The organism is Salicola sp. AFF1, from assembly GCF_056783195.1.
Map to the genome: position 1 here is coordinate 72,905 of NZ_JBXAYL010000002.1, position 13,779 is coordinate 86,683.

General features: G+C 62.1%; 10 protein-coding genes. 6 read left to right on the forward strand and 4 right to left on the reverse strand.

Annotated features, from left to right (window positions below):
• Positions 1-26 precede the first annotated feature (26 nt).
• The gene (locus AC1RQI_RS01685; protein WP_481903415.1) at positions 27-1,361 is read left to right on the forward strand and encodes an acetyl-CoA C-acetyltransferase; all 1,335 of its coding nucleotides are present in this window, start codon (positions 27-29) and stop codon (positions 1,359-1,361) included.
• On the opposite strand, the gene AC1RQI_RS01690 is transcribed toward AC1RQI_RS01685, so the two are convergent.
• Both AC1RQI_RS01690 and AC1RQI_RS01695 read right to left on the reverse strand, forming a co-directional pair.
• Entirely contained in the window at positions 1,362-2,660 is a 1,299-nt protein-coding gene (locus AC1RQI_RS01690) for an amidase family protein (protein ID WP_481903416.1), read from the reverse strand.
• Positions 2,657-3,721, reverse strand: coding sequence for an ion transporter (locus AC1RQI_RS01695; protein ID WP_481903417.1), 1,065 nt, complete (start codon positions 3,719-3,721; stop codon positions 2,657-2,659). Before AC1RQI_RS01695 ends, AC1RQI_RS01690 begins: the two co-directional genes overlap by 4 nt.
• Positions 3,722-3,855: 134 nt before the next feature.
• Here AC1RQI_RS01695 and AC1RQI_RS01700 point away from each other — a divergent pair, with 134 nt between their 5' ends.
• The 5 genes from AC1RQI_RS01700 to AC1RQI_RS01720 all read left to right on the forward strand — a co-directional run bounded on the left by AC1RQI_RS01700 (position 3,856) and on the right by AC1RQI_RS01720 (position 11,385).
• On the forward strand, positions 3,856-4,122 hold the full coding sequence (locus AC1RQI_RS01700) for a hypothetical protein (protein WP_481903418.1): 267 nt from the start codon (positions 3,856-3,858) through the stop codon (positions 4,120-4,122).
• A gap of 122 nt (positions 4,123-4,244) precedes the next feature.
• Positions 4,245-5,666 carry a WS/DGAT/MGAT family O-acyltransferase gene (locus AC1RQI_RS01705; RefSeq protein WP_481903419.1) on the forward strand — a complete coding sequence of 474 codons (1,422 nt, stop codon included), beginning with the start codon at positions 4,245-4,247 and terminating at the stop codon, positions 5,664-5,666.
• Positions 5,667-5,705: 39 nt separating this feature from the next.
• Complete coding sequence (locus AC1RQI_RS01710; protein WP_481903420.1) at positions 5,706-7,430, forward strand: autotransporter assembly complex protein TamA; 1,725 nt, start codon at positions 5,706-5,708, stop codon at positions 7,428-7,430.
• A complete protein-coding gene (locus tag AC1RQI_RS01715) occupies positions 7,430-11,182 on the forward strand; it encodes a translocation/assembly module TamB domain-containing protein (RefSeq protein WP_481903421.1) in 3,753 nt (1,250 codons plus the stop codon). Before AC1RQI_RS01710 ends, AC1RQI_RS01715 begins: the two co-directional genes overlap by 1 nt.
• Positions 11,183-11,184: 2 nt before the next feature.
• A complete protein-coding gene (locus tag AC1RQI_RS01720; protein WP_416635114.1) occupies positions 11,185-11,385 on the forward strand; it encodes a hypothetical protein in 201 nt (66 codons plus the stop codon).
• Between the two features lie 52 nt (positions 11,386-11,437).
• Here the strand turns inward: AC1RQI_RS01720 and AC1RQI_RS01725 are convergent, their stop codons facing one another.
• Together AC1RQI_RS01725 and AC1RQI_RS01730 are read right to left on the reverse strand one after the other, a co-directional pair.
• Positions 11,438-12,121 carry a sensor histidine kinase gene (locus AC1RQI_RS01725; protein ID WP_481903422.1) on the reverse strand — a complete coding sequence of 228 codons (684 nt, stop codon included), beginning with the start codon at positions 12,119-12,121 and terminating at the stop codon, positions 11,438-11,440.
• A complete protein-coding gene (locus AC1RQI_RS01730; protein ID WP_416635112.1) occupies positions 12,118-13,767 on the reverse strand; it encodes a response regulator in 1,650 nt (549 codons plus the stop codon). The genes AC1RQI_RS01725 and AC1RQI_RS01730 overlap by 4 nt, the downstream gene beginning before the upstream one ends.
• Between the last annotated feature and the right edge of the window lie 12 nt (positions 13,768-13,779).

Sequence of the window (13,779 nt, forward strand, 5' to 3'; positions counted from 1 at the left end):
CCCGAATTTAACAAGGTTATAACGTCATGGCACAAGCAAAATCGAATTCCAGTAAGAGCCAGGGAAAAGGCAACGGTTCCGCCGGAATCCTGCCACGGCCGGTGGCCATCCTTGGGGGCAACCGGATTCCGTTCGCCCGTTCCAACACCGCGTACAGCAAGCTTTCCAACCAGGACATGCTCACCGCCACCCTCCGTGGCCTGGTGGATCGTTATGGCCTGGAAGGTGAGCGTCTGGGCGAAGTGGTTGCCGGGGCGGTCATCAAGCACTCGCGTGATTTCAACCTGACCCGCGAGACGGTTCTCGGTTCCGGCCTGGCTCCGGAGACCCCGGCTTACGACATCCAGCAGGCCTGCGGTACCGGGCTGGAGGCGGCCATCCTGGTGGCCAACAAGATTGCATTGGGCCAGATTGAGGCGGGGGTTGCCGGTGGAACGGATACGACATCGGATGCCCCTATCGGTGTGAGCGAGGGCTTGCGCGAGTTGCTGCTGGACCTGAATCGTGCGAAGTCCAATGCGGAGCGGTTGAAGATTGCAGCCCGCTTCCGGCCCCGGCATCTGCTGCCTCAGATCCCGGAGAACAGTGAGCCACGGACCGGTATGTCCATGGGCGAGCATCAGCAGATCACCGCCCAAGAGTGGGGGATTCCGCGCGAGGAGCAGGACCAGTTGGCCCTGGAGAGCCACCAGAAGCTGGCGGCGGCTTACGATGAGGGCTTTTTCAGCGACTTGATCACGCCGTTGGCGGGGCTGGAAAGGGACAATATCCTGCGTCCGGATTCATCGCTGGAGAAGTTGTCCCAGCTCAAGCCGGTATTCGATAAGGACAAGGGCACCATGACGGCAGCCAACAGCACCGCGCTGACCGATGGTGCCTCGTCGGTTCTTTTGGGGACTGACGAATGGGCCGAGGCCAGGGGCCTGGGTGTGCGCGCCTATCTCACCCATGTTGAAACGGGCGCCGTGGATTTTGTGGACGAGAAAGAGGGGCTGCTGATGGCACCGGTCTATGCGGTGCCGCGCCTGCTCGACAAGGCAGGCCTGACCCTGCAGGACTTTGATTTCTACGAGATCCACGAGGCCTTTGCCTCGCAGGTACTGTGCACGCTCAAGGCCTGGCAGGACGAGACCTTCTGCCGTGACAAGCTGGGGCTTGCCCAACCCCTTGGTGGCATTGACCGCAGCCGGCTCAACGTCAAGGGCAGTAGCCTTGCGGCAGGTCACCCCTTTGCGGCCACCGGCGCGCGGATCCTGGCTACCGCTGCCAAGCTGCTGGAGCAGAAAGGCAGTGGTCGTGCCCTGATTTCCATCTGCGCTGCAGGCGGGCAGGGCGTGACGGCGATTGTCGAGCGCGGCTGATCACGCCTGAAGGGGCTGGAACCCGCTCAGCCCCTCTGCCTCCATAAGACGCGCGAACTCGATGGTGGCCCGGTCCTGGCCGGGCGCGCCAATGATCTGGATGTTGAAGGGGAGGCCGTTCTCATCCAGACCAACAGGCGCTGAGGTTGCGGGCAGACCCAATGCGGTGGCCAGTGCAATCCAATGCATTTGCTCGGTGTAAGGCCGCTCACGCCCGTCCACAAGGATCTTGCGGCGAAACATGGGCTGACTCCGGTTATGCGTGATGGCGGTGGTTGGGGTAACAGGCGTTAATAGCACATCAGTGCCGTCAAAGAGTTCGCTGACCAGGGCCGCGCGGGCCTTTTCCCGCTGTTCTGAATGCTGTTGCCAGCTCAGAAACGACTGGTTGACGCCGATGATGTACTGTTCAAGTCCGGGCGGAATCCGCATCCAACGGCTGAAAAGCCGGACCAGGTAACCCATCAGCTTGAGTTGCCGGCGTTGTTTGGGCCGGAAGCCGGTACCCAGAAGACTCCCCAGGTGGCTGAAGGTGGGAGCGGGTAGTGACAGCCCCCACTGGGGGCCCTCGTGGGGCCTGGGGCCGGCGATGACATCCAGCAGCAGGGCGAGGTCATCGGCGGTCCGGGCCATGGGCCCTCCCTCGGCCAGGTCCGGCTGGCTCAATGTTCCAGGAGGGCCGGGAATATGGCCGCGCAGCGAGACGATATCGCGGCTGGGCTTGTGCCCGAAGACGCCATTGAAGTGCGCCGGGGTGCGGATGGAGCCGCCCACGTCCGAGCCGAGTTCCAGGGGCGTCATGCCGGCAGCAAGGGCGGCTGCCGCACCCCCGGATGAGCCGCCGGGCGTCCGGCTCAGGTCCCGTGGGTTGTTGGTAACGCCGAAGAGTCGGTTGTAGGTTTGCAGGTCTGAGGCAAAGAGGGGGACGTTGGTCTTGCCAATGATGATGGCACCGGCGTTTTCCAGCCGCTGGATGGCGTCTGCATGCTGGGGTGGCCGGTGATCCCGTAGCGAGGAGGAGCCTGCGGTGGTGGGCATACCGGCGACTTCCCAGACGTCTTTCACGGTCATGGGAAGTCCGTGTAACGCCCCAAGGTTTTCCCCCTGTTCACGCTGGCGGTCGCACTCCCGGGCCTGGTCCAGGGCTCTTTCCCGGTCCAGGTAAATCACCGCATTAACGGGCGGGTTGCGCGCGTCAATGCGAGCGAGTAACGCCGCCGTGACCGCTTCGCTGGTCACCCTGCCGGTACGCAGGGCCTCAGCCAGGTATCGTGCCGGTTGGTCCAGCCATTCACTCATGTTGATGCCTTCTGTTGCTCTTTGCGGGCCGCCTTGTCGGCAGCCTTGCGTTCATCCTTTTCCGCCAGGACTTCCTGCCACCGTTTGACGGCGACCTGATCCTTCACCAGCTCCAGAGTCTCGATCAAGCCCTGGATGAAGGCGTCGTGGGCCTGTGTGCTTTCGCGCTCGTGACGGGTGAGCATCACGTCCACAAGGTCCTCGACAAAGGCGTGATTCTCCGGCGAGCTCAGATCCTGAAGGATCTGTTCAATGACTTCGGCGGTGATGTCACCCACCGCACGGTCCAGCGTCCCGGATGCCCAGCTTCCGAATACAGGCAGTTCGCGGATGCGGCCCAGGTCCCGGTTGCGGTTCATGGCCGAGATCACGCGGGCGTTGAGGTAGGCGCGCAGCTCCTGCTGCTTGGGCATATAGCCTTCCTGAGCATAACGGGCGATCCGTGAGGACAGGAAGTCCACCAGCAGATCCCGTCGGGGTAGAAGCACGTCCTCCTGGATGCGCTGAACCAGTGGTGAACCGCGCTTGACTTCCTCCTGGGTGCCGCTGAGCACCTTGATCACGACACGGTCTGAGAGCTCTTCCATGAACGCTTCATAGTAGAAGCGTACGAATTCGAAAAGCCGCGTTTGGGTGATGTCGATGATGCCGTACTTCTGGAGTCGGTAGACGATACTGAAAACGCGCAGGAAACGCAGGATCCGCGCCCCCGAGGCGGGAATGCAGCCCAGCAGGTCATACCAGTGGGCAATGGGGTAGAAGTACCAGCGCTGGTATTCGCGGCGGTAAACCGCATGGATCCAGCGGATGACGAATTCGCTCAGGAAGACACTGATGAACAGCAGGTCGTAGAACAGGAAATTACGGTGTACGGGGTTGTAGAGCGCCGTGAACGCCGGCACCTGGTGTTCCAGAAAGGCCCTGAAAGCAGCCAGTGCGTAGAGGGCATCAAAGAGGAGCCAGAAGAGGTTGACCACCAGCAGAACCAGCATCAGCAAATCCAGAAAGAACCAGATCAACTGGTGGCTGGTACGCAGGTTGCGAAGGTTGATGGCGAGCACACTGCATCCTTATGACATGCCTTGGAGGGCTCTTTTATAGCAAAGGTGAGGCCGTGACGCATTGGCGTGTTGGCTGAGTCGGCGTTGGTGACCCATGGGTGCTACGTTGGTTGGAGCAAAGCAGGAGGTGAGTCATGGATCTGGAAAAAGCAATGGTTGATCCAGCAGCTGTGTTCAAGAAACCGGCCGACGTGGTCGTCGCCGAGGGGCTGAGCAGGGACGACCGGGTGCGGATACTGCGCCGCTGGGAGTACGACGCGCGGGAGTTGACGGTGGCGGACGATGAGAACATGCCGGGCGACAGTACCCCGCTATTGGAACAGGTCCTGGCGGCGCTTCATGAGCTTGGTTATTCGCCGGACCCGGATCAGGTAGTGCCCACCAAGCAAGGAGGGGTGTGACCCGAGGGTGTGAAGCAGCCTTGAGTTTAGAAAGTCGGGGGCTACTGTAACAAAATGTTTCGGTTAGAATGCCGTTTCGGTTATGGAAGCATCCCGGAGTAATTGCAAGGAGTAGGCTCCCGATGAAGCGAATGAGTGTTCTGGACTCGTCCTGGCTCAAGGTCGAATCTGACGATACCCCCATGCATGTGGGTACCATGCAGATATTCTCCCTGCCGGAAGGGGCGCCGGAGACTTTCCTGCGGGATATGGTCAGGCGCATGAAAAACGCCGGGGAGATTCAGTCTCCCTGGAAATATAAGCTGCTCAGTGGCAGCCGCCTGGGGCGCAGCCTGGTGCCAGTCTGGGTTGAGGACCAGGAGCTTGATCTGGATTACCACGTGCGCCATTCCGCACTGCCAAAGCCCGGCAGTGAGCGGGAACTCGGGGTGCTTGTGTCCCGCCTGCACTCGCATCCGCTGGATTTTGCGCGCCCACTTTGGGAATGTCATATCATCGAGGGCCTGGAGGGCAACCGGTTTGCGCTCTACACCAAGATGCATCACTCCATGATTGATGGCATCAGTGGGGTTCGGCTGATGCAGAAGATTCTGGCAACGGATCCGACCCACACGGATATGCCGCCACCCTGGGCGGTGGAGCCGAGCCAGCGCCGTTCCCGGGCCGGTCAGGGGGTCACCTCGGTGCAGGGCGCTTTTGAACAGGCAGTGGAGGCATTGCGCATCCAGGCAGGGTCCACACCGCAGCTGGCGGCGGCCGTTGGCCGGCTGGCCAGTGCCGCCTGGAAGCGTAAGGACAGCAAGTTGACCGCGCCCTTTGTAGGGCCACAGTCGATTCTGAACAACCGGATCACCGGCCAGCGTCGCTTCGCCACCCAGCATTACGACTTTGAACGGCTCAAGGGCATCTGCCGCAAAACGGATGCATCGGTTAACGATGTGGTGCTGCAGCTCTGCGGCACGGCACTGCGGCGCTTTCTGCTGGAGCAGAATGCGCTCCCGGACGCACCGCTTACAGCGGGTATCCCGGTCAACGTAAGGCCAGCGGATGACGAGGGAACCGGAACGGCGATCAGTTTCATGATTGCCAGCCTGGCCACGGACGAGCCGGATGCGATGGCACGGCTGGAGCAGATCAAGGAATCGACGGAGACCGCCAAGGCGCACCTTCAGAGTCTGCCTCGGCAGGTTCTGAACCAGTACACCATGATGCTGATGTCGCCCTACATCCTGCAGCTGGTTTCCGGCCTGGGCGGCCGCATGCGGCCAGTTTTCAACGTTACCATTTCCAATGTGCCCGGCCCCGATGAGCCCCTGTACTACGAAGGCGCCCGCATGGAAGCGATGTACCCAGTCTCGCTGGTCACCCATGGAGGCGCCCTCAACATCACCTGCCTGAGCTATGCGGGCTCTCTGAACTTTGGTTATACCGGTTGCCGGGATACCCTGCCGAGCATGCAGCGCCTGGCGGTCTACACGGGCGAGGCGCTGGATGAGCTGGAGTCCCATTACGGCTTGGCAAAGCTGATGAATTTGCGGCGCTGATCCCGTGGCCGCGCGGGCCGGGGCTGATACCATGCGCCCATGATGACCCCGAACGTTCTCCGGCTCTGGCTGTTTCTGCTGCTGCTCCTGGTCGTGACCGGTGTCCGGGCGGCGGAACTGGCGGTTATCGTTGAGCCGGAGAATGATGCTCTCCGATCCAATATCCGCGCCCATGTGGGCGACCTCGGTGACCGCAATACGCTTTCGCTGCGTCGTTTCGCGTCCCATGCACGGGACAGTGCGCGGGAAGCCATGCGCGCCCTCGGCTACTATGAAGGGGATGTCCAGTACCGGGTGGTCGACGGCGACGAACCGGTTTTGCGCCTGCAGGTGGCGCCGGGGGAGCCGGTACGGCTGGAGCGTGTACGGATCGGGGTGAGAGGCGGGGCTTCGGACTTGCCTTCGTTCCAGCTCCCCGATCAGTTGCGTCCCGAGCCAGGGGATATCCTGAACCACGGGCAGTATGAGCGGGTGAAGCACTTTTTCCAGAGCCGTGCCCAGACCCATGGTTTTTTTGACGGTACCTTTGTCACTCATGAACTGCGGGTACGACCGGCGGAACACGCGGCCGAGATCCGGTTGCTGTATGACAGCGGGCAACGGTATCGCCTGGGCAGGGCCCGGTTGCCCGGGGACAGTTATTTCAGCCAGGATCTGTTGGGGCGTTTTGTGCGGTTTGAACCGGGAACCCCCTATCATTCCGATCGGTTGATTGAATTGACCCAGGACCTGCGGGGAGCCGGCTATTTCAGTGAGGTCCGCGTGGACGCGGACCCGGACGCAGCGCAGCAGCGGACAATCCCGGTGGACGTCACACTGGATGAGCGCACCCAGCATTCCCTGGGGGCGGGCGTGGGGTTCAGTACGGACGTGGGCCCTCGGCTGCGCAGCACCTGGGATCAGCACTATGTGAATCCCAAGGGCCATAGTCGGGGTGCGGAGCTGGAAGTCTCCCGACCGCGCCAGAATGTCGGTGTTTACTATGAATTGCCGCTTGACCCACCCATGACGGATTCGCTGCGCTTCACCGGCTCCTATCAGAACGAAGACATTGAGGACACCCGCTCCCGCCGGACCAGCCTGGGTGCCCAATGGCAGAGCCGGCTGGAATCGGGATGGCAGCAGGTGATTTCCCTGCGTCGTGAAGAAGACCGTTTCCGGGTGGCCGGTGACAGTGAGCGCACCCGGCTGGTCTTGCCAGGGGTAAGCTACAGTTATCTGCATCGGGATTCTCCCGTGGATCCGTCACGGGGGTACCGGTTGCAGTTCGAGGTGAGCGGCGGCCAGCGCGACATGCTGTCCGACATCGATGTAATCCACCTGTCCGGGGAGGCGCGCGGGCTGGTGACCCTGGGCAACGGGGGACACCGTTTTCTGGGCCGGGTGCGAGCTGGTGGCGTCGGAACCAATGACTTCGACCAGATGCCTCCTTTCCTGCGCTTTTTTGCTGGTGGTGACCAGAGCGTACGCGGTTATGGATACCGTACGCTGGGGCCGACCAATGAGGAGGGCGAAAATGCCGGTGGGCGTTTTCTGCTGACCGGCAGCATGGAGTACCAGTACCCGCTATCCAACAGCTGGCGTCTGGCGGCCTTCGTGGACAAGGGCAACGCCTTTGATGACCTGAATGAACCCCTGAAAACCGGCGTGGGTGTGGGCGTCCGGTGGGTCTCGCCGGTGGGGCCCATCCGGTTGGATATTGCACGGGGGCTGGATGAGCCCGAGAACCTCCGGCTTCACTTTTCCATGGGTCCGGAGCTGTGATGCGGCGGCGTTTCCTGTGGAGTATCGCTGTCCTGGTTGCGGTAGCGCTGTTTGGCATTGTTTCAGCAACAGGCTGGCTGCTGTTTACCGAAAGCGGGGGACGCTGGCTTCTGCGCCAGGCCCCCGGGCTCACCGTGGAGGCGTCAGCGGGAACGCTGGCGGGTGACTGGCGGGCGCAACGGCTTATCTATGATGACGGCACTGGTACCCGGGCGGTGGTGACGGAGCCGGAGCTGGTGTGGTCGCCGGGGTGTCTTGTCAGACTTGAGGTTTGTGTGGACCGGATACGGGCCCGTGAGGTCGCTGTGTCCACGCCCCCGGGAGAGGCTTCTGAAGCCTCTGGAGGCACCCTCAAACTGCCTTCGATAGACCTGCCGCTGCCTGTATCCGTCGGCAAACTGTCAGTGGGGCGGGTCACCTTGAACGGAACCCTGCTCCTGGATGCGGTTGAATCCGCCGCTGAACTTCGAGGCAATACACTGACACTGGGCTCATTGAACGTGGTACGACGGGGCCTGGATGCGGAAGCTGAAGGCTCCCTCACGATGGCGGGGGACTGGCCAGTGGATCTGGCGCTGGAACTGCGTTATGACACTGGTAAAGAGGGTCCCGGCGTGCTTGAGCTGACCGGCAAACTCTCTGGAACGGTTCCAGGGCTGAATGTGAGAGCCCGTATGAGCCGCCCCTGGCAGGCTCAGCTTGAAGGGCGGGTGCGTCCTCTTGAGCCCGGGGTGCCGGTTGAGGCCCGAATCACTGCTGACCGTTTTTTGGCGACACCACAGCTGCCGCCCCACTATGCCTTGACGGACCTGGTCCTGGAAGCCCAAGGCAATCTGGATGAAGGCTGGTCTGTGGGGGGCGATGCGTTGCTGGCGACCGAGCCTGGATTGGAGGCCTCACTTGAAGGTCATGCCAACCTCCAGCAGGCCCGGATCGAGACACTGTCGCTCTCGGATGGGGCAGAGCACTCGCTGGAGCTCAACGAGGCCACAATAGGCTGGCATGATGGGATGACGGTTCAAGGTTCGCTGGATTGGCGTTATTTCCCCTGGCAGCGCTTGGTCCCGGACCAGGGCGGGGTACCGGTGGCCGTAAGCGATGCTGGACTGGATTTTGTACTGGAAGACGGGGAATACACAGGCAGCCTCGACGCGCAGCTGGTCACCCAGGAGGGGCCTGTCTGGATCCGCACCCCTGTCTCGGGGGATTTCAGCCAGGTTCAGCTGGCCAATCTGAGCGTGGCGAGCGCTCTGGGGCGTGCCGCGGGCACTGCCGGCATTGACTGGGAAGAAGGCGTCGAATGGCGAACCCGAATGGCACTGGAGAACCTGCGGCCGGGGCGGCGTCTCCCTGACCTGAATGGCCAACTCAGTGGCGTGGTAACCAGCAGTGGGGCGATGGCGGATGACGGCCCGGTGGGGGACGCGTCTCTGGAACTGGCAGGCAGCCTGCGGGGACAGGCGGTGTGGCTGGCTACTGAGGCGCGTTTTGAAGGCGGCCGGTGGGAGGTGCCAGGGCTTGAATTGCATTTGGGAGACAACAGCTTCCAGGGGGCCGCCCGTAAAACGGAGGGGATCGCTGCAGAGCTGGAATGGCATCTTCCGGCACTGACCCAGCTTGGGTCCGGGCTTGCAGGGCAGCTTGAGGGGCATGCCAGCGGCCGCCACCTGCTGAAAGAGCCCCGGGGCAGTCTCAGCTTGCAGGGCCATGATCTGGCCCTCGCGGATTACGGTATTGAGCTCAGCCAGGTTGAGGGTGAGGCAAGCGTGGCGGCTGATGGCTCGGCCCGCGCCCATGTGGATTTCGCGCAACTGAAGGCCCGGGAGCAGCGGCTGACATCGGGCCAGTTACGGCTGACGGGCTCGCTCGCTGAGCATGAACTCGCACTGTCGCTTGGGCATCAGCGGGGCAGCTTGCGCCTGAGCGCAGCGGGTGCCTGGGGTAACGATGGGTGGCGGGCGACGATCAATGGTGGTGGGGTCGCGTTTGCGGGCCAGCACTGGTTAATGGCGACCCCGGCCCAACTCAGGGTTGCGCGGGATGGTGAAGCCCACCTTGGCGCCCACTGCTGGCGCTGGTCGGGCGCCCGGCTCTGCGCGAACGAACAGCGGCTGACCCCCTCACCATCATTGAGCCTTGGGGTTGCGAACCTGCCCACCAGGGCCTTGCGCCCGATTCTGCCGCCCGATTTCCGCTGGCGGGAAACACTGGACGCCTATGCCAATGTGGCGCTGGGGGCGCAGGGACCACGCGGTGAAGCCTGGATCAGAGCCGGTAAAGGACAGGTGGCGCTGCGTCGTCCAGTTGATCCGGACAACCTGGATGCACAAGTGGATGAAAAGGAGGGACAGCAGGCATGGCAGTGGCTGCCTTTCGAGTACGACCGGTTGCGGGTTGGGGCGGCGTTGGGCCCGGAGCGGACCAAGCTGAAGGCAACTCTGGCGGGCCCCGAGATGGGTCGTCTTGATCTGGATGCCAGCGTGGAACCGCTGGTGGAAGGCATGCCCGTGGAGGGTCAGTTCAATCTTGAAGCATTGGATCTCGCCCTGGTCCGCCCCTTCCTGGACCTGGATACCGTGGAAGGACGGTTGGCGGGGAACCTGGCGGTGCGTGGGCCCATGACATCCCCCTCCCTGGAGGGGGACGTAACGCTGTCGGACGGCGCGGTCAGGGACCCGAGACTGCCGTTGCCGCTGTCGGAACTTCAGGCAAGGGCAAGCATAAGCGGCATGAAAGCCGGTATTGAGGGACGTTGGCGCAGCGGTGAGCAGGGTCATGGCAATGTTGAGGGTACGGCCAACTGGGCGGATGGGCTGAGCGCGGAACTGGCTCTCGTGGCGGAGTCCCTCCCGCTGAGTATTCCGCCCTATGCCGACCTGACGGTTTTCCCGGACCTGACGCTGCGTTACAGGCAGACGGAGGGTGTAGCCGTTTCAGGGCAGGTACGGGTGCCTTCAGGGAAAGTGGTGATTGATTCGCTGCCGGAATCGGCGGTGGGTGTGTCTGACGATGCCGTGGTGCAGGGGGAAGCGCCAGGTTCCGACCCAGTGCCCTTATCCCTGGACCTGGATGTTTTGATTGGGGAAGAGCGCGTGGGCTTCAACGGGTTTGGCGTGACCGGCAACCTTGAGGGGCGGCTCAGTCTTGATGATGATCTGGTGGCCAACGGCGACCTCAATCTGCGCAACGGTCGCTATGAGCTCTATGGCCAGAATCTGCGTATGCGTCGGGCCACTCTGTTGTTCTCTGGCCCCATCAGTCGGCCCTTCCTGGATATTGAGGCGGTGCGGATTGTGGACGACGTGACCGCCGGCATCCGGCTTACGGGCCCCGCGGATCAGCCCCGGTCCGAGATTTTCTCCGAGCCTCCCATGAGCCAGCAGCAGGCCCTGGCGTACCTGACGCTGGGGCGTCCCCTGGAAAGTGAAGGCGACAGCTACGCCATGGAGCGTGCCGCCATCAACCTGGGGTTGGCGCGCACGGCACCACTGGCGCGTGAGATCGGCGAGCGTGTTGGCATTGACGATCTCCAGCTTGAGACCGAAGGGCGGGGCGGCGAGGCCAGCGTGGTTGCTTCCGGCTATCTGACGGATAAACTGAGCCTGCGTTACGGGGTGGGCCTTTTTCAGCCTGTGAGTCGCCTGGCACTGCGCTACGACCTGACGCGCAGCCTCTATCTGGAGGCGGCCAGTGGCCTTGCAAGCTCACTCGATCTATTCTATCAGACAGAATTCGGTAAACCGGGAGACTGACCATGCTCGTCCATGGTGACCAGATCCGGCTGACGCCCCGGGAGCGCCGGGTGATCCGGCGACTGACTGGTATCGATCCGCACTTTATCCATAACCGGGAAACACTGATCCGCTTCCGGGATCAGCACCTGCAGACCTATCCCACCGATCCGCCCCAGATCCGTCTCGTCAAGTTGCTGCTGCGCCGTAATATGGTGCAGTAGCTGATCCATCAGGGCGTTATTGTGCAGGGCGGCGAGCGTGCTGGCGCCCGACCTAGGGCAGCCAGAGCTCAAACACGCTGCCCCCCAGCTCTCCGCCATTACGCAGATGGGTGAATCCCTGGCGGTTGCCGGTGGCATGCATGCCGGCCATGCGTTCGGCAAAGTAGAGGCCCAGGTGGGTGCTGCCAGTGCTGAAGTCAACGCGTTCGCTGCCGGAGAAATCCACGGCCAGCATGTGTTCCGGGTAGCCGGGGCCATCGTCTTCCACGCTCAGCACCAGCCAGTCGTTGTCAGAGCGGGCGTTGAGGTGGAGCTCGCTGTTGGCATAGCGGATGGCGTTGTTGATCACGTTGGTGAGTACGCCGCTGACCAGCTGGGCATCGAAATAGGCTTGTTCCGCCTCCGGGTCGGTGTGGACCTTGAGCTGAATGCCCAGCCCTTCCACCAGGGGGCGGTGATGAGCCTGTTGTTCGTCGAGGAAATCGGAAACCAGCTGTTCTTCCACCGTGGCGGAGAGTTTGTCCTCAGAGAGCCGGTACAGGCTCAGCAGCTGGATCAGGTCGCCGTGCATGCGTTGGGCTTCGTACTCCAGAGCCGTGAATGGGCTGGAACCACGCATCTCCTCGGAAACGGAGTCACGCACTTCATCCAGTGAACTCAGAAGCATTCCCAGGGAATTCTTCATATCGTGAACGGTGGAGGCGAGCACGGTGGAGAACTCGAGTTCATTGCTCATGCATTGCTCCCGGATCTGAGGTTTGCAATTTTATTGACCAGGAACTGGTAACGTTTGTATTGCTTGTGCTGGGGAGGTAAGTGGCTGAGCTGTTCCAGGCACTGTTCGCACCGCTTCAATGTGCTGGGGTCCGAGGCCCTCCCTTCCTGCTCGGCGTGCTTGAGCAGCACCTGAACCAGGTTGAGGTTCAGGGCTGGATGCTGCGGAACCAGCTCCAGCGCCTGTTTGAAGGCATCGGCAGCCGGGCCCAGTTCACCCTTTTCAAAGGCCTTGATGCCTTGTTTGTTGAGGCCTCTGGCCTGGTTCTTCTTGTGGAAGCTGACGGGTTCGTCCATCAGTTCCTCAATGGCCTTCATGGTTTCGGGGTCATCTGAGCAGCGTTCGGCAAGCTGGCTCAGGACTTTCTGGGCCGCGGCGTTGTCCTGCTGGGTGTAGAGGGCGCGGGCGTAATCCAGGGCCTGCTCGGGGGTCATGAGGGCTGGATCCAGCTGGTCGCCGATGCTCTCCAGGGTCTTGCGGCTTTCGTTCATGCGGCCCTGGCCGGCATGGATCCGGGCGGTGACCAGTTGCTGCTGGGTCTTGGCGGTTTCGTCATCCTTGAACCGGCGGCCCATGTTTTTCAGTGTGTTCAGGGCTTCATCGGCCAGAGCCTTGCCCTCACTGCTGGTGTCGCCGTCGCTGAGCTCTGACAGGGTCCGGCCAAGGCCCAGGTAGTTTTCCGGATCGTCGTGAATGGAGTTATCACTGAGCTTGACGGTGGAGCGCCAGGCATCGGCCGCAGTTTCCATATCCTCATTGCTGGCAGCAATGTCGGCCAGCTGTTTCTGGCGCAGGATGGCCAGCGGCGAGATATCGAGCGCCTTCTGCACAACCTCCTGAGCCCGGTGGTTGTTGCCCTTGCGTTGGAGCGCATCGGCCAGGGCATCGTAAGCCTCGATGTAATCCGGGTTGGTCTCGATCAGGGTCTCAAAGTGCCCAATGGCTTCATCAAGCGCTCCCTCGGCAACAGCGACCCGCCCCATGCCCATGCGCGCCCACGCCAGCTCCCGGCCTTCCAGAACCTCCTTATAGATCTGGCGCGCCTGATCCGGCGTATCGCGCTGCAGGTAGAGGTCACCCAGGATCTGGGTCACCCGGTTCCGGTAACGGGTCTTGGTCTGGAGCAGCTGCTCCGCCTGGTGGATGGCTTCCGGCAGGTCCTCCTGGTCGAGCGCGTGATTGATGGGGTAGAGCTCATGGCGCTGGGCCAGGAGGGCGTCCATGCGCTTCTGCAGTACGGCCTGGGTAATGGGTTTGATGATGTACGTGTCCGGGTGGTATTCACGGGCGCCCATCACAATCTCTCGGGAGGTTTCGGCGGTAACCAGCACGAACAGCGACGTATGGCGCAGAAGCTTCTGGTGACGCAGTGCCTCAAGGACCTGCTGGCCGGTCTTGCCGGATCCGAGGTTGAAATCGCAGATCAGTACGTCGTAGTGCTCTCTTGTGCATTTGGCAATGGTTTCATTGCCATTGGCCGCCATGTCGATCTTTTCGGCGCCCATGCTGCTCAGCATCTGGCGCATGGACCGCCGGAAGTTCTCGAAATCGTCGGTGATCAGAAAACGCAGTTTCCGGTAGAGCTTGTAGCGTTCATTCTCGTCCATCGGCCTGGAACC